Annotated in this window: 25 protein-coding genes; 14 read left to right on the top strand and 11 right to left on the bottom strand. The window is 73.2% G+C overall.

The window, feature by feature from the left end; genetic code table 11:
- The first annotated feature begins 11 nt into the window (after positions 1–11).
- Entirely contained in the window at positions 12–1,268 is a 1,257-nt protein-coding gene (locus ACFY93_RS03800) for a family 10 glycosylhydrolase (RefSeq protein WP_391353280.1), read from the top strand.
- A gap of 188 nt (positions 1,269–1,456) precedes the next feature.
- Here the strand turns inward: ACFY93_RS03800 and ACFY93_RS03805 are convergent, their stop codons facing one another.
- On the bottom strand, positions 1,457–1,684 hold the full coding sequence (locus tag ACFY93_RS03805; protein ID WP_391353282.1) for a DUF1918 domain-containing protein: 228 nt from the start codon (positions 1,682–1,684) through the stop codon (positions 1,457–1,459).
- 79 nt (positions 1,685–1,763) lie between these two features.
- A complete protein-coding gene (locus ACFY93_RS03810) occupies positions 1,764–2,732 on the bottom strand; it encodes an EamA family transporter (protein ID WP_391353284.1) in 969 nt (322 codons plus the stop codon).
- Here ACFY93_RS03810 and ACFY93_RS03815 point away from each other — a divergent pair.
- Together ACFY93_RS03815 and ACFY93_RS03820 are read left to right on the top strand one after the other, a co-directional pair.
- Positions 2,731–4,197 (top strand): aminotransferase class I/II-fold pyridoxal phosphate-dependent enzyme, encoded by a 1,467-nt coding sequence (locus tag ACFY93_RS03815; RefSeq protein ID WP_391353285.1) that lies wholly within the window; start codon positions 2,731–2,733, stop codon positions 4,195–4,197. The two genes, ACFY93_RS03810 and ACFY93_RS03815, sit on opposite strands and share 2 nt — an antisense overlap.
- Before the next feature lie 227 nt (positions 4,198–4,424).
- A complete protein-coding gene (locus ACFY93_RS03820; RefSeq protein ID WP_391353287.1) occupies positions 4,425–5,009 on the top strand; it encodes a histidine phosphatase family protein in 585 nt (194 codons plus the stop codon).
- Here ACFY93_RS03820 and ACFY93_RS03825 read toward each other — a convergent pair.
- Positions 4,945–5,526, bottom strand: coding sequence for a DUF6314 family protein (locus ACFY93_RS03825; protein WP_391353590.1), 582 nt, complete (start codon positions 5,524–5,526; stop codon positions 4,945–4,947). The genes ACFY93_RS03820 and ACFY93_RS03825 overlap by 65 nt on opposite strands.
- A gap of 200 nt (positions 5,527–5,726) precedes the next feature.
- Here ACFY93_RS03825 and argC point away from each other — a divergent pair, with 200 nt between their 5' ends.
- The 5 genes from argC to ACFY93_RS03850 are packed head-to-tail and all read left to right on the top strand — an operon-like array spanning position 5,727 to position 10,638.
- Positions 5,727–6,755 (top strand): N-acetyl-gamma-glutamyl-phosphate reductase, encoded by a 1,029-nt coding sequence (argC, locus tag ACFY93_RS03830; RefSeq protein ID WP_391353288.1) that lies wholly within the window; start codon positions 5,727–5,729, stop codon positions 6,753–6,755.
- A complete protein-coding gene (argJ, locus tag ACFY93_RS03835; protein WP_391353290.1) occupies positions 6,752–7,903 on the top strand; it encodes a bifunctional glutamate N-acetyltransferase/amino-acid acetyltransferase ArgJ in 1,152 nt (383 codons plus the stop codon). Before argC ends, argJ begins: the two co-directional genes overlap by 4 nt.
- A complete protein-coding gene (gene argB, locus ACFY93_RS03840; protein ID WP_391353291.1) occupies positions 7,900–8,826 on the top strand; it encodes an acetylglutamate kinase in 927 nt (308 codons plus the stop codon). The genes argJ and argB overlap by 4 nt, the downstream gene beginning before the upstream one ends.
- Entirely contained in the window at positions 8,823–10,094 is a 1,272-nt protein-coding gene (locus ACFY93_RS03845; RefSeq protein WP_391353293.1) for an acetylornithine transaminase, read from the top strand. Before argB ends, ACFY93_RS03845 begins: the two co-directional genes overlap by 4 nt.
- Positions 10,095–10,101: 7 nt before the next feature.
- Complete coding sequence (locus tag ACFY93_RS03850; RefSeq protein WP_391353295.1) at positions 10,102–10,638, top strand: arginine repressor; 537 nt, start codon at positions 10,102–10,104, stop codon at positions 10,636–10,638.
- A 34-nt stretch (positions 10,639–10,672) separates the two neighbouring features.
- On the opposite strand, the gene ACFY93_RS03855 is transcribed toward ACFY93_RS03850, so the two are convergent.
- From ACFY93_RS03855 to ACFY93_RS03875, 5 genes are all read right to left on the bottom strand, one after another.
- A complete protein-coding gene (locus ACFY93_RS03855) occupies positions 10,673–11,410 on the bottom strand; it encodes an FAD:protein FMN transferase (protein WP_391353592.1) in 738 nt (245 codons plus the stop codon).
- A gap of 43 nt (positions 11,411–11,453) precedes the next feature.
- A complete protein-coding gene (locus ACFY93_RS03860; RefSeq protein ID WP_391353297.1) occupies positions 11,454–11,918 on the bottom strand; it encodes an FMN-binding protein in 465 nt (154 codons plus the stop codon).
- A gap of 19 nt (positions 11,919–11,937) precedes the next feature.
- Positions 11,938–13,320: a ferric reductase-like transmembrane domain-containing protein gene (locus ACFY93_RS03865; RefSeq protein WP_391353299.1), complete on the bottom strand. Its 1,383-nt coding sequence runs from the start codon at positions 13,318–13,320 to the stop codon at positions 11,938–11,940.
- A 108-nt stretch (positions 13,321–13,428) separates the two neighbouring features.
- Positions 13,429–14,127 carry a L,D-transpeptidase family protein gene (locus ACFY93_RS03870; RefSeq protein ID WP_391353301.1) on the bottom strand — a complete coding sequence of 233 codons (699 nt, stop codon included), beginning with the start codon at positions 14,125–14,127 and terminating at the stop codon, positions 13,429–13,431.
- Positions 14,128–14,130: 3 nt separating this feature from the next.
- On the bottom strand, positions 14,131–14,718 hold the full coding sequence (locus ACFY93_RS03875) for a pyridoxamine 5'-phosphate oxidase family protein (protein ID WP_391353302.1): 588 nt from the start codon (positions 14,716–14,718) through the stop codon (positions 14,131–14,133).
- A 241-nt stretch (positions 14,719–14,959) separates the two neighbouring features.
- On the opposite strand from ACFY93_RS03875, the gene ACFY93_RS03880 reads away from it, so the two are divergent.
- The 3 genes from ACFY93_RS03880 (at position 14,960) to ACFY93_RS03890 (ending at position 18,808) form a co-directional block, all read left to right on the top strand.
- On the top strand, positions 14,960–16,156 hold the full coding sequence (locus tag ACFY93_RS03880; protein ID WP_391353304.1) for an argininosuccinate synthase: 1,197 nt from the start codon (positions 14,960–14,962) through the stop codon (positions 16,154–16,156).
- Between the two features lie 180 nt (positions 16,157–16,336).
- Positions 16,337–17,764 (top strand): argininosuccinate lyase, encoded by a 1,428-nt coding sequence (argH, locus tag ACFY93_RS03885; protein WP_391353306.1) that lies wholly within the window; start codon positions 16,337–16,339, stop codon positions 17,762–17,764.
- 72 nt (positions 17,765–17,836) lie between these two features.
- Entirely contained in the window at positions 17,837–18,808 is a 972-nt protein-coding gene (locus tag ACFY93_RS03890; protein ID WP_391353308.1) for an aldo/keto reductase, read from the top strand.
- Positions 18,809–18,833: 25 nt separating this feature from the next.
- Here the strand turns inward: ACFY93_RS03890 and ACFY93_RS03895 are convergent, their stop codons facing one another.
- Entirely contained in the window at positions 18,834–19,505 is a 672-nt protein-coding gene (locus ACFY93_RS03895; protein ID WP_391353593.1) for a 1-acyl-sn-glycerol-3-phosphate acyltransferase, read from the bottom strand.
- Positions 19,506–19,845: 340 nt separating this feature from the next.
- Between ACFY93_RS03895 and ACFY93_RS03900 the strand changes: the two genes are divergently transcribed.
- The 3 genes from ACFY93_RS03900 to ACFY93_RS03910 all read left to right on the top strand — a co-directional run bounded on the left by ACFY93_RS03900 (position 19,846) and on the right by ACFY93_RS03910 (position 22,177).
- The gene (locus ACFY93_RS03900; protein ID WP_391353309.1) at positions 19,846–21,015 is read left to right on the top strand and encodes a glycerophosphodiester phosphodiesterase family protein; all 1,170 of its coding nucleotides are present in this window, start codon (positions 19,846–19,848) and stop codon (positions 21,013–21,015) included.
- A gap of 107 nt (positions 21,016–21,122) precedes the next feature.
- The gene (locus tag ACFY93_RS03905; RefSeq protein WP_391353310.1) at positions 21,123–21,629 is read left to right on the top strand and encodes a sigma-70 family RNA polymerase sigma factor; all 507 of its coding nucleotides are present in this window, start codon (positions 21,123–21,125) and stop codon (positions 21,627–21,629) included.
- A gap of 44 nt (positions 21,630–21,673) precedes the next feature.
- On the top strand, positions 21,674–22,177 hold the full coding sequence (locus ACFY93_RS03910; RefSeq protein ID WP_391353312.1) for a GNAT family N-acetyltransferase: 504 nt from the start codon (positions 21,674–21,676) through the stop codon (positions 22,175–22,177).
- Between the two features lie 100 nt (positions 22,178–22,277).
- Here ACFY93_RS03910 and ACFY93_RS03915 read toward each other — a convergent pair whose 3' ends face one another.
- Complete coding sequence (locus ACFY93_RS03915; protein ID WP_391353313.1) at positions 22,278–22,766, bottom strand: hypothetical protein; 489 nt, start codon at positions 22,764–22,766, stop codon at positions 22,278–22,280.
- A gap of 1 nt (position 22,767) precedes the next feature.
- Positions 22,768–23,127 (bottom strand): hypothetical protein, encoded by a 360-nt coding sequence (locus ACFY93_RS03920; protein ID WP_391353315.1) that lies wholly within the window; start codon positions 23,125–23,127, stop codon positions 22,768–22,770.
- Between the last annotated feature and the right edge of the window lie 264 nt (positions 23,128–23,391).

A 23,391-nucleotide genomic window follows, 5' to 3' on the forward strand; every position in this document is an offset into this window, starting at 1 on the left:
GGAGGTAGCCGATGGGACGACTGTCACGCCGGGCGTTCGCGGTGGCCGCGGCGGCGACGCTGTCGGGGCTGGTGACGGCAGGCGACGCGGGCGCGGCGGGCTCGGCGTCCCGGGGCGGCGCGGGGCGCGGCCACCGCGGGACGCGTGAGCTGCGGGGGATGTGGCTGGCCACCGTCTCCAACCGGGACTGGCCCTCGCGGCCGGGACTGAGCGCGGGGGAGCAGCGCGCCGGACTCCTCGCCCACCTCGACACCGCGGTCGCCCGCCGCCTCAACGCCGTGATCTTCCAGGTGCGCCCCACCGCCGACGCCCTCTGGCCCTCCCCCTACGAGCCGTGGTCCCAGTACCTCACCGGCACCCAGGGCGAGGACCCTGGCTGGGACCCGCTCGGCACGGCCGTCGAGGAGGCCCACGCGCGCGGCCTGGAACTGCACGCCTGGTTCAACCCGTACCGGATCGCCAACCACACGGACCCGTCGAGGCTCGTCCCCGCGCACCCGGCCCGGATGCACCCCGACTGGGTCGTGCCGTACGGCGGGAAGCTCTACTACAACCCGGGTCTGCCCGAGGTCCGCGCCTTCGTCCAGGACGCGATGCTCGACGCGGTGCGCCGCTACGACATCGACGCCGTGCACTGGGACGACTACTTCTACCCGTACCCGGTGGCGGGGCAGACGTTCGACGACGACGCCGCGTACGCCGCGTACGGCGGGGACTTCCCGGACCGGGCCGCGTGGCGGCGCCACAACATCGACCGGTTGGTCCTGGAGACGGCCCAGCGCGTCGCGCGCGTCCGGCCCGGCACCCGCTTCGGGATCAGTCCCTTCGGGGTCTGGCGCAATGCCTCCACCGATCCGGGAGGCTCGGACACCACGGCGGGCGTGCAGACCTACGACGACCTCTACGCGGACACCAGGAAATGGGTGCGCGAGGGCTGGATCGACTACATCTGTCCCCAGGTGTACTGGAACATCGGCTTCGCCGTCGCCGACTACGCCAAGCTGCTGCCCTGGTGGTCGGCGGCCGTCCGCGGCACGGGCGTGCACCTGTACGTGGGGGAGGCGCTGTACAAGGCGGGCGACCCGGCGCAGCCCGCCGCCTGGCAGGATCCGGCCGAACTCTCCCGGCACCTCACCCTCGCCCAGGAGTATCCCCAGGTGCGCGGGCACGTCTTCTTCTCGGCCAAGGAGGCCGGCGAGGACCGGATCGGCGCGATGGCCCGCGTCGTCGCCGACCACTACCGGCATCCGGCGAGACCGCCGCGCTGACGGCGGCACGGCGGGCCGGGGTGCGGCTCCGGACGGTGGGCGGGTGGCCAGCGGCAAGCCGGATACGGGCTCGGCGCGGCGCCCATCGCGCCGAGGCCCGGCAGCGTGACGGGAGTCTTCTCCACCATGTTCTCCGCCATGCCGGTCAGGGCCACCGCCCGGCGTTCCCGCCGATTTCGCGACAGACCTCAGTACGCCTGGTGTGCGCCGAGGCCCCCGTGACCCGGCGCGGCGCTCCTGTGGCGGATCTCCGAGTCGGGACCCGGGGCCATCACGGCCTCGTGCCCGTCCTGGAAGCGGACCCGGTAGGGCGGGTTGCCCTCCGTGCCCATCACCTCGACGATCTCGGTGACCTTGTCGTGCTGCCCGACGACCCTGCCGTGCTGCACGAGCTGGTCACCCACGATTGCACGCATCCGAAGCGCCTCCTCTTCACCCGCGGGAGCAGCGGTTTCACGCCCGGCCGTCCCCGGCCGAAGGCCGGGCGCGCGGCTGTCATCCCCGCGCCCGCTGGGTGACCGCGATGCAGACCAGCACGGCGGCGGCCGTCAGTGGCGCGGCCGGTGTGAGGTGCTCACCGAGGAGCAGTACCGACCACACCAGTGTGAGCAGCGGTTGCGCCAGCTGCAACTGGCTGGCCTTCGGGACGCCGATCGCCGCCATGCCCCGGTACCAGACGACCAGACCGAGGAACTGGGAGCCGATCGCCACCCACAGCAGTCCCGCCACACTGTGCGCGCCCAGCCGCACGGGCTCGTGCGCGAGCGCGAGCAGGGTGCCGGGCAGGGACAGCGGCAGGCACAGCACCAGCGCCCACCCGATGACCTGCCAGCCGGGCATGACCTTCGCCAGCCGCCCGCCCTCGGTGTAGCCCGCCGCGCAGACCAGCAGCGCGGCGAAGAGGAACGCGTCCGCGCGGGTCAGCGCGCCACCGCTCTGCCGCACGGTGAACGCGATCACCGCCGCGGCGCCCGCGAGCGCGGCGAACCAGAACGTCCGCGAGGGACGGGCACCGGTGCGCAGCGCCGACAGCAGGGCGGTGGTGAGCGGGAGCAGACCGACGACGACGGCCGCGTGCGCGGTGGTGGAGGTCTGCAGGGCGAGCGTCGTCAGCAGCGGAAAGCCGAACACCACACCGCCCGCGACGACGGCGAGACCCGCCCAGTGCCGCCGGGCCGGCACGGGTACGCGCAGGGCCGCCAGACAGCCGCCCGCGACGACGGCCGCCAGCACACCGCGCACGGCCACCAGGGACCAGGGCCCGAACCCTTCGAGGCCCCACGCCGTCGCGGGGAAGGTGAGGGAGAACGCGGTGACGCCCAGCGCCGCCTGGAGGGTGCCGGAGCGGCGCGTCCGACGCGTGGCGGCCGGGTCGGCGGGGCCCTGGGCGGCGGCCGCGGTGGGGACGGCGGGCGACGTCACCGCTATCGGACTTTCGGCGATAGCGCTACTCTGTGCTCTCATGCAAGAGCGTAGCAGTGTCGGTGAACTGGCGGAACGGCTCCGAGGAGAGCTCGACCGCTACTCACCCGGCGGAAAACTGCCGTCGAGCCGGGCCCTGGTCGAACGGTTCCGGGTGAGCCCGGTGACCGTCTCCCGGGCCCTCGCCCAGCTGGCCGCCGAGGGCCTGGTGACCACCCGGCCCGGCGCGGGCGCTTTCCGGGCGCCGGCCCGCGCGCGGGCCGCCCCGGCGGGCGACACCTCCTGGCAGGAGGTCGCCCTGAGCGCCGACGCGGCCTCCGAACTCGTACCGCGCGGTGTCGACGCCTCCGGTGTCCTGGTCTCGCTCGCCGCCCCGCCCCCCGGCGTCATCGAGTTCAACGGCGGCTATCTGCACCCCTCGCTCCAGCCCGAGCGGGCGATGGGCGCGGCCCTGTCCCGGGCGGGCCGCCGCCCCGGCGCCTGGTCCCGGCCGCCGATGGAAGGACTGCCCGAGCTGCGCGAGTGGTTCGCGCGGGGGATCGGAGGCGTGATCGGCCCCGCCGACGTGCTGATCACGGCGGGCGGCCAGTCCGCGCTCACCACCGCGCTGCGCGCGCTCGCCCCGCCCGGCGCCCCCGTCCTCGTCGAGTCGCCCACCTACCCGGGGATGCTGGCGATCGCCCGCGCGGCCGGACTGCGGCCCGTACCGGTGCCCGTCGACACGGACGGCGTGCGGCCGGAACTGCTCGCCGACGCCTTCCGGGCGAGCGGCGCCCGGGTCTTCGTCTGCCAGCCGCTGTTCCAGAACCCGACCGGCGCCGTCCTCGCCCCAGGACGCCGGGGAGAGGTGCTGCGCATCGCCCGGGACGCCGGCGCGTTCGTGGTCGAGGACGACTTCGTACGCCGCCTGGTGCACGAGGACGCCGGGCCGCTGCCGCGCCCGCTGGCCGCCGAGGACCCCGACGGCGTCGTCGTGCACGTCGGCTCGCTGACCAAGGCGACCTCGCCCAGCTTCCGGGTGAGCGCGCTGGCCGCCCGGGGGCCCGTCCTGGAACGGCTGCGCGCCATCCAGGTCGTCGACACCTTCTTCGTGCCGCGTCCGCTGCAGGAGGCCGCCCTCGAACTCGTCGGTTCACCGGCCTGGCCGCGCCATCTGCGCACCGTGGCGGCCGAGTTGAGGAGCCGCCGCGACGCGATGGTCACCGAGCTGCGCGCGGGGCTGCCCGGGCTCGCCCTCCCGCACGTCCCGTCCGGCGGCTACCACCTGTGGCTGCGGCTGCCCGGCGCCACCGGGGCGGCCTGTCGCACCCACGGCCCCGGGGGAGAAGCCGCCCTGGTGGCCGCCGCCCTGCGGGCCGGTGTCGCCGTCACCCCGGGCCGCCCCTACTTCAGCGCCGAACCGCCCGCCGGGCACCTGCGGCTGAGCTTCGCCGCCGTGGCCGGCCGGGCGGAGATCACCGAGGGGGTACGGAGGCTGCGGGCCGCCTGGGAGGAGCTGCGGGGCTGAGAGGCCGCCCGCGCGGCCCAAGGGCCGGTTGCCGACGTGGTCCCGGCACCGGCCCGGCGTGGTCCCGGCACCGTTCCCGGCGCCGGGGACGGTGCCGGTGCGGGGCCCGCCCGCGCTCCCGTGGCCGGAATCCGCCGCTCCGTCAGGTCGGCGACACCGGCGTGAGTCGCCAAATACCCTCAGTTACGCCTCTTGACCTGCGCACTTCTTGGTCCCACGATCTCGACATGCATCTTCGGGTCACGTTCGTCGCCGCCGCGCGCAGCTCCTCGCTGCTCGCCGAACGTTTCGATGACGACCGGCCGCTCGACCAGGCGGGCTGGGACGAGGTCCAGCTCGCCGCCCCCGAACTGGTGCCCCTGTCGGCGGCCGAGCTGCGCTACTGCTCGCCCACCCCGCGCAGCAGGGCGACGGGTGCCGCGCTCGGCTACGCGCCGCTGGCCCAGCCCGCCCTGCGCGACTGCGACATGGGGCGCTGGCGCGGCTTCACGCTGGGCGAGGCGATGGCCCGCGAACCGGCGGCCGTCGACGCCTGGCTCGCCGATCCGCGCTCCGCGCCGCACGGCGGTGAGTCCCTGCTGTCCTTCATCTCCCGGATCGGCGGCTGGCTCGACACCCGGCCGGCCGACGACGGCAGCCGCATCGTCGCCGTGGCGGAACCCGCGGTCGTCCGGGCGGCCCTCGTCTACGCGCTCAAGGCGCCGCCGTCGACGTACTGGAACATCGACGTCCGCCCCTTGGCGACGGTCACCCTCGCGGGACACGGAGGCCGCTGGAACTTCCGGCTGGAGGGGTCGCCGCAGCGGGTGTGAGCCCGGCCCGGACACGCGTGTACCCGGTCGTGAGCACCAGGTCCTTGGCGGGACCGGCCACCCGCCACACCGTGCGCCAGTGGTCCCGGTCCGTGACCGTGAACTCGCCGCGGTAGTGGTCCGCCGCGCACGGATGGTCCGCGACGTACCGTCCGGTGCCGAGGTCCAGGTCGTGGAAGGGGCGGCCGTCGGCGAAGCGGACGGCCGCGGTGCCGGGGCGCGGGCCGGGCAGGAAGCGCAGCGTCCGCTCGGCCGGCCGGGGCGTGCCGTGCCAGACGAAGACACCGGACTCGTGATGCAGCAGCCCGCCGCCGCCCGCCCGGCCGCCGCCGTCGTCGTCCTCAGAGCCAAGGCCGGCGGTGGCGCCGGAGCCCGTGCCGGCGTCGAGCGGCGTGAAGGCCGTCGTCCCCGTGAACCGCCCCTCGACGCCGCCCGCGAGGTCCCGCACGACGCGCTCCACCCGCCACTCACCGGCGAGGTACTCCAGCACGTCCGCCACTGGCCCGAACTCGCCCATCGCGTCCCGCACTCCGTCCCGTCCGATCCCGCGCGCACCGTCGACGCGCTCCGCTTCCCTCCCCATCCTGCCGTCCGCGACGTACTGACCGGTCTCCGGGACTCCAATGGCACCCGGTCCGCGGCCGCCCCCGCCTCCTGGAAGGCGATTGCATAAACGTGCAGCGAAACGTATAGTCATGCCAACGAGGAGGAGGGTTCATGGCTGTACGTGCGGCAGTGGCCGGGGCGAGTGGGTACGCGGGCGGGGAACTGCTCCGTCTGCTCCTGGCGCATCCCGAGGCCGAGATCGGCGCGCTCACCGGCAACTCCAACGCGGGACAGCGCCTCGGTGCGCTGCAGCCCCACCTGCTCCCCCTGGCCGACCGGATCCTGCAGCCGACGACCGCCGAGGTGCTCGGCGGCCACGACGTGGTCTTCCTGGCCCTGCCCCACGGGCAGTCCGCCGCCGTCGCCGAGCAGCTCGGCCCGGACGTCCTCGTCGTCGACATGGGCGCCGACTTCAGGCTGAAGGACCCGGCCGACTGGGAGCGGTTCTACGGTTCCGCGCACGCCGGGACCTGGCCCTACGGCCTTCCCGAACTGCCGGGCGGCCGCGCCGCGCTGGAGGGGTCCAAGCGCGTCGCGGTGCCCGGTTGCTACCCGACGGCCGTCTCCCTGGCCCTCTTCCCCGCGTACGCGGCGGGACTCGTGGAGCCCGAGGCCGTGGTCGTCGCCGCGTCCGGCACCTCGGGAGCGGGCAAGGCGGCCAAGCCGCACCTGCTCGGCAGCGAGGTCATGGGCTCCATGTCCCCGTACGGAGTCGGCGGTCTCCACCGGCACACCCCCGAGATGATCCAGAACCTCGGCGCGGCCGCCGGTGAACCCGTCACCGTCTCCTTCACGCCCACCCTCGCCCCGATGACCCGCGGCATCCTCGCCACGTGCAGCGCCAAAGCCCGCGACGGTGTCCCCGCCGAGTCCGTGCGCGCCGTGTACGAGAAGGCGTTCGCCGACGAACCCTTCGTCCACCTGCTTCCCGAGGGGCAGTGGCCCGCCACCGCCTCCGTCCACGGCTCCAACGCCGTCCAGGTGCAGGTCGCCCACGACCCCGCCGCGCACCGCGTCCTCGCGATCAGCGCCATCGACAACCTGACCAAGGGCACCGCGGGCGGCGCCGTCCAGAGCATGAACATCGCCCTCGGCCTCCCCGAGGAACTGGGACTTTCCACGATCGGAGTCGCACCGTGAGCGTCACGGCAGCACAGGGATTCACAGCGGCGGGCATCGCCGCCGGAATCAAGGAGAACGGCAACCCGGACCTCGCCCTCGTGGTCAACAACGGGCCCCGCCTCGCCGCCGCGGGCGTCTTCACCTCCAACCGCGTCAAGGCCGCGCCGGTGCTCTGGTCCGAGCAGGTCCTGAAGGGCGGCCTCGTCTCCGCCGTCGTCCTCAACTCCGGTGGCGCCAACGCCTGTACGGGCCCCAAGGGCTTCCAGGACACGCACGCCACCGCCGAGAAGGCGGCAGAGGTCCTGAACGTCAACGCCGGAGAGGTCGCCGTCGCCTCGACCGGACTCATCGGCGTCCTGCTGCCCATGGACAAGCTGCTCCTTGGCGTCGAGCGGGCCGCCGCCCAGCTCTCCGAGCACGGCGGGGAGAAGGCCGCCATCGCCATCAAGACCACCGACACCGTCCACAAGACGTCGGTCGTGACCGGGGAAGGCTGGACCGTCGGCGGCATGGCCAAGGGCGCCGGCATGCTCGCCCCCGGCCTCGCCACCATGCTCGTCGTCCTCACCACCGACGCCGACGTCGAGGCCGACGTGCTCGACCGGGCCCTGCGCGACGCCACCCGGGTCACCTTCGACCGTGTCGACTCCGACGGCTGCATGTCCACCAACGACACCGTGCTGCTGCTCGCCTCCGGCGCCTCCGGGGCCACCCCGCCGTACGCGGAGTTCGCCGAGGCCGTCCGGGCCGTCTGCGACGACCTGGGCCGGCAGCTGATCCGGGACGCCGAGGGCGCGAGCAAGGACATCAAGGTCGAGGTCGTGAACGCCGCGAGCGAGGCCGACGCCGTCGAGGTGGGCCGCTCCATCGCCCGCAACAACCTGCTCAAATGCGCCCTCCACGGCGAGGACCCCAACTGGGGCCGCGTGCTCTCCGCGATCGGCACCACCTCCGCCGCCTTCGAGCCGGACCGGCTGAACGTCGCCATCAACGGCGTCTGGGTGTGCAAGGACGGCGGCGTCGGCGAGGACCGGGAGAAGGTCGACATGCGCTACCGCGAGGTCCACATCGTCGCCGACCTCGCCGCCGGCTCCGAGACCGCCACCATCTGGACCAACGACCTCACCGCCGACTACGTCCACGAGAACAGCGCCTACTCGTCATGAGCGAAACCAACCCCGCGGGCACGACCCGCAGGCACACCGCGCTGCCCAAGGCGCAGATCCTCATCGAGGCGCTGCCCTGGCTCACCCGCCACCACGGCAGGACCGTCGTCATCAAGTTCGGCGGCAACGCCATGGTCGACGAGGACCTGAAGGCCGCCTTCGCCCAGGACGTCGTCTTCCTGCGGCACGCCGGCCTCAAGCCCGTCGTCGTGCACGGCGGCGGCCCGCAGGTCAGCGCGGCCCTCGACCGGCACGGCATCGTCAGCGAGTTCAAGGCGGGCCTCCGGGTCACCACCGAGGACGCCATGGACGTCGTACGGATGGTGCTCGCCGGGCAGGTCCAGCGCGAACTGGTCGGCCTGCTCAACCAGCACGGGCCGCTCGCCGTCGGGATGACCGGCGAGGACGCGCACACCATCACCGCCGTGAAGCACCGGCCCACCATCGACGGCGAGTCCGTCGACATCGGCAGGGTCGGCGAGATCACCGGCATCGACACGGGCGCCATCGAGGCGCTCCTCGCGGACGGCCGCATCCCGGTCGTCTCCTCGATCGCCCGCTCCGAGGACGACGGACATGTCTACAACGTCAATGCTGATACGGCGGCTGCGGCACTCGCTGCGGCACTGGGCGCCGAGACCCTCATGGTCCTCACCGACGTCGAGGGCCTCTACGAGGACTGGCCGCACTCCGACGAGGTGATCAGCCGCCTCACCGCGAGCGAGCTGGAGAAACTGCTGCCGGAGCTGTCCTCGGGCATGGTGCCGAAGATGGAGGGCTGCCTGCACGCCGTACGCGGCGGCGTCACCACGGCCCGCGTCATCGACGGCCGGGTCCAGCACTCGATCCTGCTGGAGATCTTCACCGACGAAGGCATCGGCACGATGGTCGTGCCGGACGAACCGACCGAGGGGGACGCATGACCGGGACCACCGGTAACAACGCCGGGGCCATCACCGACGCCGGGGCCACCACCAACGCCGGGCTCACCGAGCGGTGGCGGGGCGCGCTCATGGACAACTACGGCACCCCCCGGATCCCCCTCGTGCGCGGCGCGGGCAGCAGGGTGTGGGACGCCGACGGCAAGGAGTACCTCGACTTCGTCGGCGGCATCGCCGTGAACGCGCTCGGCCACGCCCACCCGGCGGTCGTCGAGGCCGTCAGCACGCAGATCGCCTCGCTCGCGCACGTCTCCAACCTCTTCGTCGCCGAACCGCCCGTGGCGCTCGCCGAACGGCTCCTGGAGCTCTTCGGCCGCGACGGCCGCGTCTACTTCTGCAACTCCGGGGCCGAGGCCAACGAGGGCGCCTTCAAGATCGGGCGCCTGACCGGGCGTTCGCACATGGTCGCCACCGACGGCGGCTTCCACGGCCGGACCATGGGCGCCCTCGCGCTGACCGGCCAGCCCGGGAAGCGTGAGCCGTTCCTGCCGCTGCCCGGCGACGTCACGCACGTCCCGTACGGAGACGCGAAGGCCCTGGCCGAAGCGGTCACCGAGGACACCGCGCTCGTGGTCATCGAGCCCGTCCAGGGAGAGAACGGCGTCGTCGTGCCGCCCGCCGGCTACCTCAAGGCGGCCCGCGCGATCACCGCGGCGACCGGCAGCCTCCTCGTCCTGGACGAGGTGCAGACCGGCATCGGCCGCACCGGCCACTGGTTCGAGTACCAGGCCCACGAGGGAGTCCTGCCGGACGTCGTGACCCTCGCCAAGGGCCTCGGCGGCGGCCTGCCGCTGGGCGCCACCGTCGCCTTCGGCCGGGCCGCCGAGCTGATGAAGCCGGGCCACCACGGCACGACGTTCGGCGGGAACCCGGTCGTGTGCGCCGCCGGTCTCGCCGTCCTCGACACGATCGCCTCCGAGGGACTGCTGGAGAACGTCAAGCGGACCGGGGAGCGGCTGCGGGAGGGAATCGAGGGCGCCGACGGCCGCCCCGGCCACCCGTTGGTCGACCACGTCCGGGGTTCGGGGCTGCTCCTGGGTATGGTGCTCACCGAGCCGCTCGCGCCCCAGGTGCAGCGGGCGGCTCAGGACGCCGGCTTCCTGGTGAACGCGCCCGCCCCCGATGTCGTACGGCTGATGCCCCCGCTGAACCTGCGCGACGACGAGGTGGACGCCTTCCTGGAGGCCCTTCCCGGTGTCCTGGACGCGGCGGCCGCGGCAGCGGGCGGGGACGGACGATCCGGAGAATGAGACGACGATGAGCCAGGCGCAGGAGCACGACCACGCGGGACCCGCGGTACCGCAGACCCGCACCGCACGCCACCGCCGGATCGTGGACATCCTCAACCGGCAACCGGTGCGCTCCCAGAGCCAGTTGGCGAAGCTTCTCGCCGACGACGGGCTGACCGTCACCCAGGCGACGCTCTCCCGGGACCTGGACGAGCTGAACGCGGTGAAGATCCGCAACAACGACGGCGACCTCATCTACGCGGTACCGAGCGAGGGCGGCTTCCGCACCCCGCGCGCACCGCTGGGCGAGTCGGCGAAGGAGGAGCGGATGCGGCGGCTCTCCGCGGAGCTGCTGATCTCCGCGGAGGCGTCCGCGAACCTCGTGGTCCTGCGCACCCCGCCGGGCGCCGCGCAGTTCCTCGCCTCGGCCATCGACCAGGCCGAACTGCACGACGTCCTCGGCACCATCGCCGGTGACGACACGCTGATGCTGATCAGCCGCGACCCGGCCGGCGGCCAGGCGCTCGCCGACCACATGCTGCGGCTGGCACAGAACGACCACTGAGCAGGACGGGACCGGGCCGCGGCCGTACGGCGGCTCAGCCCAGACGGGCGGCGAGACCTCCGGTGCACCGGACCTCGTCGCCCGCCGTGATCAGCAGCGCCTCCGCGTCGGGCAGCTCCTCCAGCCATCCGAGCGCCGACCGGGAGCCCATCGCGAACGCGGCCGTCGCCCAGGCGTCGGCCCAGGTCAGCCGGGGCCCCACCACGGTCACGGCGACCAGGTCGGTGACCGCCGGCCTGCCGGTGCGGGGATCGACGATGTGCGCGCCCCGCTCCGCGGTCCCCGAGGTGGCCACCGCGAGCTCGTCGACGCCGGCCGCGGAGACCACCGCCGCCAGCGCGCCGGGACGCGCCGGATCGCTCACGCCGACCCGCCACGGACGGTGCGGCCCCGGCACCCCGCACAACTGGACGTCGCCACCGCCGTTGACGCTGACCCCCTCCGCCCCGGCGGCGACGAGATGCCGGGCCGCGCGTTCGGCCGCCCAGCCCTTCACCAGCCCCGTCGGATCGAGCCGTCCCTCGTACGTCGTGCTGAACCAGCCCTCGCTCAGCCGCTCCGCCTCCGCGCACAGCTCCAGCACCTCGGCGACCTCGGGGTCGCACGCGTCCAGGGCCAGGTCGCCGCGGGCCAGCCGGGAGACCTGGCTGTCGTCGCGGTAGGTGCTGAACACCTCGTCGGCCCGGTGCAGCCGCCCGACCGCCTCGTCCAGCGCCGCCCGCACGGCGCCGGGCTCTCCGCCGCGCACGTCGAAGGAGAAGACCGTGCCCATGACCTCCTCGGCGTGCCGCAGCGCGAACGGCGCCCGCGCGGCCTCAGCCACCGGCCCGGTCCAGCGCCGACTGCAGGGACTTCTTGTATCCGCCACTGGTGTAGGTGGCTCCCGAGACGGCGTCGATGTCGGCGCTGCCCGCCGCGACGGCCTCCCGGTTGAGGACCGGTACGGCGCTGTCGGTCACCTCGGTGCTGTGCCCGCCGCTGGGCGCCTGCACGGCCTCCGCCCCGGTGACCCTGCCGCCCGCCAGGGTGAGGCGGACCTGCACGGGGCCGTACTGGGTCTTCACGACGTCGCCGGTGACCGCACGGGCCGCGGAGGACCGCTGGGGGCCGCCTCCTTGGGGCGACTCCTGGCCCACGGCGCCGGGCCCGGGCTCCGCGCCGGCCCGTGCCGCCGCCTCCGCCGGGTCGGAGGCGGGTTTCAGCGACAGCAGCAGGACGATCCCGGACACGGTGGCGGCGGTCGCGAGGACGGCACGCCGAAGGGGGTGGCTCTTCTTCATCGCTCCTGGCTCCCGCCGCTCACATCTCGAACGACTCGTGGTGGATGCGGCGGGCGGGGACCCCGGCGCCGCGCAGTGCCTCGTACACCTGCTGGGCGAAGCCGGGCGGCCCGCACATGAAGACGTCGTGCCGGTCGATGTCCGGCAGTTTGCGGGCCAGGGTCTCCGGCGAGATGTCCGGGCGCTCGCCGTCGGGGCTGTTCACCGCGTACATCAGCCGGGCCCCGCGTTCCTCCGCGATGGTCTGCAGCTCGTCCCACAGGGCCAGATCCTGGGTGCTGTTGGCGCGGTACAGCAGGGTCAGGTCGCCGGAGGCCCCGGGCAGCGTCTCGAACAGCGCCCGCATCGGGGTGATGCCGACGCCGCCCGCGACCAGCAGCACCTTGCCGCGGCTGCGGCGGGACGCGGTCAGCGCGCCGTACGGGCCCTCGGCCCACACGCGGGTGCCCGGTTCCAGGTCGCGCAGCGCCGCGCTGTGGTCGCCGATTGCCTTCACGGTGATGCGCAGCATGGTCGGCCGGGGGGCCGCCGACAGCGAGTACGGGTGCGAGCTGAGCCGCATCCCCGGGGCGAGGAAGCGCCAGCGGAAGAACTGCCCGGCCTCGGCGCCCATCCGGTGCAGCTTCCGGCCGCTGATCAGCACCGAGACGATGCCCGGTGTCTCCTCGATCACCGCCTCGACGCGCATCCGGTGCCGCAGGTTCAGCCGGACCGGCACGAGCACCCGGTACCAGAGCAGCAGCGCGGTCACCGTCCCGTACAGCCCGTACCAGGCGGTCTTCGCGGCCGGCTGCGCGGCGAACTCGTTGCCGGTGGACAGCTGGTGCCAGAACGTCAGGAACACGGACGCGTACGTGAGCAGGTGCACGTGGTACCAGAGGTCGTACGGGATCCGGCGCCGCACCGGGCCGATCGAGAGCAGGCCGATGAGGAGCAGCAGCCCGGTGCCGATCGCCGCCTTGCCCATGTCCGGCAGCTGCCGCACGGAGTCGACGGTCTGGTCGACGAGGCCGCCGAGCCCGAGACCGGCCCGCAGCGCGTAGCCGTACATCGTCAGCACCAGGTGCGCGAGGACGAGGCAGAGCGTGTAGCGCCCGCTCATCGCGTGCCAGCGCGCGACCCGGTCGGAGCCCACCCGGCGTTCCAGGGCGGGCACCCGGGCCATCTGGAGCACCACGAGCGCCATCAGATAGCCCGCCAGCAGGCCGGTGATCCGGCCCGCGCCCAGGATCCGGCCGTCGGTGTCCGCGATGGCGGGGGTGGTGCTCCACCACAGCCAGAGCACCCCGGCCGCGCCCGCCCAGACGGCGAGCAGCAGGGGGACCGCCGGGGAGCGGCGTGGACGGATGCGGCGCATGGTCTGGCGACGCGCGGCGCGACCGCCGGCGATCGTCGTGGTCACGGTTCCTCCGTGGGGACGGGACCAGCTTGTGTGGCTCCTCGGCCCACAGATACGTCCCGGGACGGCGGTGCGTTCAACTCCCCGCCCCCGCCGTGGTGAAGGCCCGGTTCAGTACCGGGTGACGGCGGTCCCGCCCGACGCCGTGCCGATCGCGATGTGCGGGGAGCGCCGGGGATCCGCCCAGGCCAGCAGGCGCCGCATCGTGTCGCGCGGCACCGACACGCAGCCGGCCGTCGCTCCGCGCCCGTTCACGTGCAGGAAGACGCCGGCGCCGCGGCCGCGCACCGGCCGGTCGTAGTTGAAGCCGATGACGAGGGCGTACGCGTACGGGGTGGCGTACGACGCGAGGTGCTCCGCCTCGGCGGCGCGGCAGTCGGCGGGGCGGGGCTCGGTCCAGCGGTTGTAGGAGCGGGAGCGGTTGTCCTGGCACCACCAGGAGTCCTGGCGCACCCGGCGGTAGGGGACGTCCGTGCCCCCGGGTGCCCGCCGGAGGCCGAACGCGAACGGGAGGCCGTACAGCCCGGTGGGCGTGGTGTTCGTGCCCTGCCGGCGCGTGCCGCCCTCGGTGAGCCCGGCGGAGCCGAAGCGCGCGGGCGCCGACCCGGCCCGGACCCAGGTGCCGCGCCTGCGGTCCCACCAGGTGAGCGTCCCGGTCGTGGACGAGGTGCTCGCGGCGCGGGCGACGATCAGCTGGGTGCCGCCGCCGGTGTCCGCCATCCGCGCGGGCAGCGGCGGCCCGCCGCCGGGCACGGCGGCGAGCGTGAGGAGGGAGGCGGACGCGAGGGCGGCGACGGCACCGGGGGGCATGGCTCAGACGGTATGGGGCGGCAGCGGCAACGGCAGCCCGGGAAGTCCGTCCATGCTCGTCGCCACGTGCTCCTTCTTGGTGAAGTACGCGCTGAGCGAGGCGTCGTCCTCGCGCGCGAAGCGCTTGGCGTGCAGGTCGCGGTCCTCGTCGTAGGACATGAAGGGCACCGCGTAGCCGCAGGTGTCGCGGACGAGGTCGGCCCGCACGACGACGATCGCGCGCAGGCCGTGCCGGGAGGTGTCGATGTCCGGGAAGTGGTCCAGCAGCCCGGTGAAACGCGGGTCGCCACGGAAGACGGGCTCACCGCGGCCGTGCACCCGCACGATGTTCGGCGGGCCCTGAAAGGCGCACCACATCAGGGTGATCCTGCCGTTCTCGCGCAGGTGGGCGATGGTCTCTGCGTTGCTCCCCGCGAAGTCCAGGTAGGCCACGGTCAGCTCGTCGATCACCGCGAAGGATCCGGTGAGCCCTTTGGGGGAGAGGTTGACCGTGCCGTCCCCGGACAGGGGCGCGGTCGCCGTGAAGAAGAGGGGCTGCGCCTCGATGAACGTACGCAGGCGGCCGTCTATGCGCTCATAAGTCTTTCCCATGTCTAACGATTATGCTGGGAAATCTTTCGGCTGTCTAAGGGAATCGGCTCATTCCGGTAAGTGCCGGGTGTCAGGTGCCGGGCGCCGGGTGTGGGGGCGCGGGGGTGCGGGGCGGGGTCGAGGGGGCCGTCCCCTCTCGCCTCCGCAGGTTCGCCCGCAGGGGTGACACGACGGAATTGACGAATCATGCAGCCTCCTGCATACTCATGCATATCAGCGAATGCACTGTGAGGAGAATCCCGTGACCGAGCGCGTCGTACTCGCCTACTCGGGCGGCCTGGACACCTCCGTCGCCATCGGCTGGATCGCCGAGGAGACGGGCGCCGAGGTCATCGCCGTCGCCGTGGACGTCGGCCAGGGCGGCGAGGACCTGGACGTCATCCGCAAGCGCGCGCTCGCCTGCGGTGCCGTCGAGGCCGAGGTCGCGGACGCCAAGGACGAGTTCGCCGACGAGTACTGCCTCCCGGCGATCAAGGCCAACGCCCTTTACATGGACCGCTACCCGCTGGTCTCCGCCCTCTCCCGGCCGACCATCGTCAAGCACCTCGTCGCCGCCGCCCAGAAGCACGGCGCCACCACGGTCGCCCACGGCTGTACCGGCAAGGGCAACGACCAGGTCCGCTTCGAGGCCGGTATCGTCGCCCTCGCCCCCGGCCTCAAGTGCATCGCCCCGGTCCGTGACTACGCGATGACCCGGGACAAGGCGATCGCCTTCTGCGAGGACAAGCAGCTCCCGATCGCCACCACCAAGAAGTCCCCGTACTCCATCGACCAGAACGTCTTCGGGCGGGCCGTCGAGACGGGCTTCCTGGAGGACATCTGGAACGCGCCGATCGAGGACATCTACGAGTACACCTCCAACCCGGCCGAGCCCCGCGAGGCGGACGAGGTGGTCATCACCTTCGAGCAGGGCGTCCCGGTCGCCATCGACGGCAGGCCCGTCACCGTCCTCCAGGCGATCCAGCAGCTCAACGAGCGCGCCGGGGCCCAGGGCATCGGCCGGATCGACATGGTCGAGGACCGGCTCGTCGGCATCAAGTCCCGCGAGGTGTACGAGGCGCCGGGCGCGATCGCGCTGATCACCGCGCACCAGGAGCTGGAGAGCGTCACCGTCGAGCGCGAACTCGCCCGCTACAAGCGGCAGGTCGAGCAGCGCTGGGGCGAGCTGGTCTACGACGGCCTGTGGTTCTCCCCGCTCAAGCGCGCCCTGGACGGCTTCATCGACGAGGCCAACCAGCACGTGAACGGCGACATCCGGATGACCCTGCACGGCGGCCGCGCCGTCGTCACCGGCCGGAGGTCCGACACCTCGCTCTACGACTTCAACCTGGCCACCTACGACTCGGGCGACACGTTCGACCAGTCCAAGGCGCAGGGCTTCATCGAGATCTTCGGCCTCTCCCAGAAGATCGCCGCGCAGCGGCAACTGCGGGCGTAGCCCGACGCGGACCCGGCGCGACGGCACGGCGTCGCGGCCCGGCCGGGAACAGGCGGCCGCGACCCGACGCCGCGCACCCAGGAGCGTGCACACCGCCTCCCCGTCGTACCCGGCCGGGAGGCGGCCGCGCATCAGCGTCCTGCCCGTCGCACCTCACCCTCTCTCCAAGGAGCAACCGCAGTGAGCAGCAACACCGGTGACGTACGGCTCTGGGGCGGCCGTTTCGCCGACGGTCCCGCCGAGGCCCTGGCCAAGCTGTCCGCGTCCGTCCACTTCGACTGGCGGCTCGCGCCCTACGACATCGCCGGATCACGCGCCCACGCGCGCGTGCTGCACGCGGCGGACCTGCTGAGCGCCGACGAGCTGGACCGCATGCTCGCCGGGCTCGACCGGCTCGAACAGGACGTCGCCTCGGGCGAGTTCACCGGCACCGTCGCCGACGAGGACGTCCACACCGCCCTGGAGCGCGGACTCCTGGAGCGCCTCGGCGCCGACCTCGGCGGCAAGCTGCGGGCCGGCCGGTCGCGGAACGACCAGGTGGCCACGCTCTTCCGGATGTACCTGCGCGACCACGCCCGGATCATCGGCGGCCTCGTCGCCGACCTCCAGGACGCGCTGATCGGTCTGGCCGAGGCCCACCCGGACGTCGCCATGCCCGGCCGCACCCACCTCCAGCACGCCCAGCCGGTCCTCTTCGCCCACCACGTCCTCGCCCACGTGCAGTCCCTGTCCCGGGACGCCGAGCGGCTGCGCCAGTGGGACGAACGGACCGCCGTCTCCCCGTACGGTTCGGGCGCCCTGGCCGGCTCCTCCCTCGGCCTGGACCCGGAGGCGGTCGCGAAGGACCTCGGCTTCGAGCACGGCAGCGCCGCCAACTCCATCGACGGGACGGCCTCCCGGGACTTCGTCGCCGAGTTCGCCTTCATCACCGCGATGATCGGCGTGAACCTCTCCCGGATCGCGGAGGAGGTCATCATCTGGAACACGAAGGAGTTCTCCTTCGTCACCCTCCACGACGCCTTCTCCACCGGCTCGTCGATCATGCCGCAGAAGAAGAACCCGGACATCGCCGAGCTGGCGCGCGGCAAGTCCGGCCGGCTGATCGGCAACCTGACCGGCCTGATGGCGACCCTCAAGGCCCTGCCCCTCGCCTACAACCGCGACCTCCAGGAGGACAAGGAGCCGGTCTTCGACTCCTGCGACCAGCTGGAGATCCTGCTCCCCGCCTTCACCGGCATGATGGCGACGCTGACCGTGCACCGCGAGCGCATGGAGGAACTGGCCCCGGCCGGCTTCTCGCTGGCCACCGACATCGCCGAGTGGCTGGTCAGGCAGAGCGTGCCCTTCCGCGTCGCGCACGAGGTCGCGGGGGAGTGCGTCAAGGCCGCCGAGGCCGACGGGATCGAGCTGGACGAGCTCAGCGACGAGCAGTTCGCGAAGATCTCCCCGCATCTGACCCCCGAGGTGCGCGGCGTGCTGAACGTCCCCGGCGCCCTCGCGTCCCGTTCGGGCCGCGGCGGCACGGCCCCCTCCGCCGTCGCCGTGCAGCTCGCCGACATCAAGAAGGACGTGGCGGCCCAGCACACCTGGGCCACCGCCAAGCGGTAATCACCGCCCGCCGGGTGCCTCGCGGGTTACGTTGGTCGAAACCGTAACGGAGCCGACCCGACGGAGCCCGCGATGCCCCTGTCCCGCCTCGCCGCAGCGACGACTCCCACCGCCCACATCGGCCTGGGACTGGCCGCGGTGGGCCGCCCCGGGTACATCAACCTCGGACGCGACGACGACCTGCCCGCCGAGCGCAGCGTCGAGGCGCTGCGCGAGCGCACCCACGAACTCCTCGACGCGGCCTACGCGCAGGGGGTGCGCTACTTCGACGCGGCCCGTTCCTACGGGCGCTCCGAGGAGTTCCTCGCCGACTGGCTGAAGGCGCGCACCGGCGTCGACGACGTCGTCGTCGGCAGCAAGTGGGGTTACACGTACACCGCCGAATGGCGTACGGACGCCGAGGCGCACGAGGTCAAGGACCACAGCCTGGCCACGTACGAGCGGCAGCGCGCCGAGACCGCCGCACTGCTCGGCGACCGGCTCGACCTGTACCAGATCCACTCGGTGACCCCGGACAGCCCCGCGCTCACCGACAAGGAGCTGCACGCCCGGCTCGCCGAGGCCGCGGCCCAGGGCCTCACGATCGGCTTCTCCACCAGCGGCCCCGGCCAGGCCGACGCGATCCGCGCCGCGCTCCGGGTCACCGTCGACGGCGAGCCCCTCTTCCGTACGGTCCAGTCCACCTACAACGCGCTGGAGACCTCGGCGGAGCCGGCGCTCGCCGAGGCGCACGAGGCGGGCCTCACGGTGATCGTCAAGGAGGGCGTGGCCAACGGCCGTCTCGCCGGTCCCCACGCCCCGGCCGCGCTGCGGGCGGTCGCCGAGCAGGAGGGGCTGGGCGCCGACGCGGTGGCCCTCGCGCTCGTCCTGCGCCGGCCGTGGGCGGGCGTCGTCCTCTCCGGGGCCGCCACCAGCAACCAGCTCGCCTCGAACCTGCACGCCGCCGTCGTCGACCTGGACGAGGAGCACCTCGCCCGTCTCGCGTCCCTCGCCGAGGAACCGGGGGCGTACTGGCAGACCCGCGCGCGGCTGCCCTGGCACTGAACCGGGCGCCGCGTGCCGGGTGCGGTCAGGCGGCCTTCGCCTTGGTGGCGTACATGTCGACGTACTCCTGGCCCGAGAGCCGCATGACCTCGGTCATCACCGAGTCGGTCACCGCGCGCAGCACATAGCGGTCGCGGTCCATGCCCTCGTACCGGGAGAACTCCATCGCCTCACCGAAGCGGACCGTGACCCGGCCGGGGCGCGGGAAGCCGGAGCCGCCCGGCTGGAGCTTGTCGGTGCCGATCATGGCGAACGGGACGACCGGGGCGCCGGTCATCAGCGTCAGCCGGGCGATACCGGTGCGGCCCCGGTAGAGGCGGCCGTCGGGGGAGCGGGTGCCCTCCGGGTAGATGCCGAAGATGTTGCCGTCGTCCAGCACCCGGCGTCCGGTCATCAGCGCGGCCACGCCGCCGCGCCCGCCGTCGCGGTCCACCGGGATCATGCCGACGCCGGTGAAGAACCACGCCATCAGCCGGCCCTTGAGGCTCTTGCCGGTGACGTACTCGTCCTTGCCGATGAAGAAGACCTGCCGGTCGCAGACGAGCGGGAGGATCATCGAGTCGATGAACGTGAGGTGGTTGCCGGCCAGGATGACCGGACCGTCGCCCGGGATGTGCTCGGCGCCCTCCGCCCGTAGGCGGAACATCAGGCGCATGATCGGTCCGAGCACTGCCTTGATGAGCGCGAAGCGGGACAACGGGCCCTCCGGTGTCAAGGGATTCGGTATAAGTCTGTGCAGGTGAGGACGATACTCGCGGTCCCGGGATGATTGCACATCGGGTTCGTCCGCCGGCCGCGTGTCCTGGACACCCCTTCACCTGCGGGACTGCCCCGCGACGCGCCCCCGGGCCGGACGGACGGTGTGACGGACCTCGCGTCCCGCGGCCCGCCCGCGAGCCGACGCACCGTCACCCCACCGCCCCCGTCCGGCATCCGGTGTCACCCGCGTGTTCCGCCGGGGGTCTCCCCTCCGTCACCTCCTGGCACCTACGATCGTCCAGTTTTGACAGGTGCGGAGCGACGGCGGAAGGAAGCGCATGGGGACGCAGGAGTCGGACGAGCAGGACCGGGGAACGGCGCGGCGGGCACTGCTGACGGCCGCGGTGCTCGGAGCGGGCGGAGCGGTCGTGGGGCTGCCCGGCACGGCGCGGGCGGACGGACACCACGGGGGAGGCGGCTACCGGAGCCTGCCGAGACCGACCGTCATCGGACACCGCGGGGCCAGCGGCTACCGGCCGGAGCACACCCTCGGCTCCTACCAGCTCGCCCTCGACATGGGCGCGGACGTCGTCGAGGCGGGCGACCTGGTACCCACCAAGGACGGCCACCTGGTCTGCCGCCACGAACCGGAGATCGGCGGGACGACCGACGTCGCCTCGCACCCCGAGTTCGCCGGACGCAGGACGACCAAGAGCCTCGACGGCGTCGCCACCACCGGCTGGTTCACCGAGGACTTCACCCTCGCCGAACTGAAGACGCTGCGCGCGAAGGAGCGGATCCCGAAGAACCGCCAGCGCAACACCGTGTATGACGGCCGCTGGGAGATCCCCACCTTCGAGGAAGTCCTCGAATGGGCCGACGAGCAGACCCGCAGGCGCGGCAGGCAGGTCTGGATCTACCCCGAGCTCAAGCACCCCACCTACTTCCGCAAGCAGGGCCTCGGCCTGGAGGAACGGCTGGCGCGGCTGCTGCGCCGCTACGGCAAGGACAAGAAGAACTCACCCGTCATCATCCAGTCCTTCGAGCCCACCAGCATCCAGCGGATGAACAAGCTCGTCGGCAACCCGCTCGCCGTGCTGCTCTCCTCCGCGGGCAGCCGTCCCTACGACTTCGTCGAGACGGGCGACCCCCGCACCGTCGCCGACCTCATCACGCCCGAGGGCCTGCGGTGGATCGCCTCCTACGCGCAGGGCATCGGGCCCACCCTCGACCTGATCATCCCGAAGGACGCGGACGGCAACCTCACCTCGCCGACCACCCTCGTCCACGACGCGCACGCCGCGGGGCTGATCCTGCACCCGTACACGATGCGCAACGAGAACACCTTCCTGCCCGCGAACTTCCGCGAGGGCACCGATCCGAACGCCTACGGCGACGTCTTCGGCGCCTTCCGGACGTACTTCGAGACCGGGATCGACGGCGTCTTCTCGGACAACGCGGACACCGCGCTGCTCGCCCGCCAGGACTTCCTGGCGGACAAGGGCTGACGCGCCCGCGCCCCGGGGCGGTCAACAGCCCGGCCTCCTCACCCCGGTTCGGGTGACAACCGGCCGGTCCGGCAACCACGTGCCGGGCCGGCCGCGTCCCGGCGCACATGACCCACGACCTCGTTGCCGCCCTGCGTCCGCTGCTCAGCGCGGAGGCCTCGGCCGAGGCGCATGCCTGCGGGAGCGAGCCGGGCGACCTGGAACAGGCCGTCTGGGTCCGGTTGCTGGAGCGGCTGGAGAGGGACGGCCCGCCCCTCGACCCGCAGGCGTGGCTGCGCCGGGCCGTGCGCTTCGAGGTCCGCCGCAGCCGCCGTACGGCCCGCCACGAGCGCCCGTACGCCGCCGAGCCGGCCGACGTGCGCTGCCCCGGTCCCGAACAGCAGGCCCTCACCGACGCCCGTCGCCGCGCCGTGCACGCGGCGGTCCGCCGTCTCCCCGGCCGCTGCCCCGGCCTGCTCGCCGCGCTGCTCTCCCCGGCGGACCCGACCTACCGGGAGATCGCGGGCGAGTTGGGTATCTCACAGGGCAGCCTCGGTCCGGAACGCTCCAGATGCCTGGGATGTCTGCGCCGGTTGCTGACGCCGGAGGTTGCGGCTCCCGATCCGCGGGGATAGAAGTCAGGGAAACGGCTGAACAGGTGAGCGGGAGGCATGCACACATGGGCATGAGTGTGACCATCTCTGTGGCGTCCGAGGGGGACGCCGAGCAGATCTTCCGGTTGCAGTACCTGTGTTTCCAGGGCGAGGCCGCGCTGTACGGCAACTACCGCATCGCCCCGCTCGTGCAGAGCCTCGACTCGCTCCGCGCGGAGGTCGCAGCGGACTGCGTGTTCGTGGCGCGGCTCGGCGAGGAAGTGGTCGGCTCGGTCCGCGGCAGGGTCGACGCCGACGGGACGGCCGCGATCGGCCGGCTCTGCGTGCACCCGCGGCTGCAGGGCCACGGCATCGGGGCCCGCCTGCTCAACGCCGCGGAGAACGCCCTCGCCGGCGAGCACGGCGCCACGACGTTCCGGCTGCACACGGGCCACCGCAGCGAGGGCAACCTGCGCCTGTACCGGCGGGTGGGCTACGAGACGGTCGGCACCTCCGAGGGCGACGACGGCGTACCGATGATCGTCCTGGAGAAGCGCGTCCCCGCGGGCTCGTACGCCGCGACGGCGTAGGACGGGGCGGAAGGGGGCGCGACCGCGCACCGCGTGCGCGCCTCTGTCCCCCGCAGTCCCGCCGCCTCGGGGCGGGAGGGGCCGAGCGCCCCGGCGGGCGCTATCGGGCGGCGGGGCGCGCCGCCGCCTTGCGCAGCCAGTACATCGCCGACAGCGGCAGCAGCACCGGGATGAACAGATAGCCCATGCCGTAGTCCGACCACACCGTGGCATCCGTGAACGCCGACGGTTCCACCAGCGTCCAGGTCCCGACGATCAGCACGCCCGCGAGCTCGGCGGCGCAGCACACCAGCGCCGCGCGCCGGGCCCGCTCACCACCGCGTACGAGCGTGTACGTGATGAAGCCGTAGACGATCCCGGCGACGGCCGAGAGCGAGTAGGCCAGCGGGGCCTTGCCGAAGTCGGTGGAGATCTGGACGGCGGAGCGCGAGACGGCGCCGACCACCATCACCCCGTACAGCCAGACCAGCAGCATGCCGGGTCCGCGGATCAGCCGCGTACGCGGCGGGTCCTGCGCAGACCCGTGCCGCCCGTCGTGCGGCGCGTCCTGCCCGCCGGGCACGGTCCCGTTCTCCTCCGTGGCCGTCATCTCAGCTTCCCCAGATGTCATAGAGCCGTACCTCGAGGACGGCGAGGACGACGCCGCCGGCCGCCACCGTGATCGAACCCCAGCGCGTGCGTTCGGCCAGAGACATGAACCCCGTGGCCGGGACGCACGCGAAGGCGCCCAGCAGATAGGCCACGAAGATCGTCGTGCCCTGTTCCGGCTTCTCGCCCCGCGCCAGCTGGACGACGCCGACGACGAGCTGGGCCGCCGCGAGCAGTGACACGACGGCCATGCCGAGGAAGTGCCAGTCCTTCGTGGGCTGATCGCGGTAGGCGGCCCAGCCGCACCAGGCGGCGAGCAGCAGCGCGGCGACGGCGGTCGCGACCGTCAGGGCATCAAGCATGCCGCGACCCTATTACGGCCGGAGCCCCGCCCGCCCGCACCCCCGTGGCCGCCCGCCCCGCCTCCGGGACGCCCCCGGCCCGGCCACCTCCGCGCCCCACCGGGCACGACCGTCTCCGGGCCGCCCCGAGCCCGACCGGCTCCGGGGTTTCCCCGGCAGCCGCCCTCCCCGGGCTGCCCGCGCGCCGTCCTCGCCGCGGGCCGTCCGCGGCGCCGCCCTCGGCCGGTGCGGCCCGGCGCCCTGCGGGCGGCGTCGTCGTGTCCT

It is taken from the genome of Streptomyces sp. NPDC008313, from assembly GCF_042956125.1.
Taxonomy (GTDB): Bacteria; Actinomycetota; Actinomycetes; order Streptomycetales; family Streptomycetaceae; genus Streptomyces.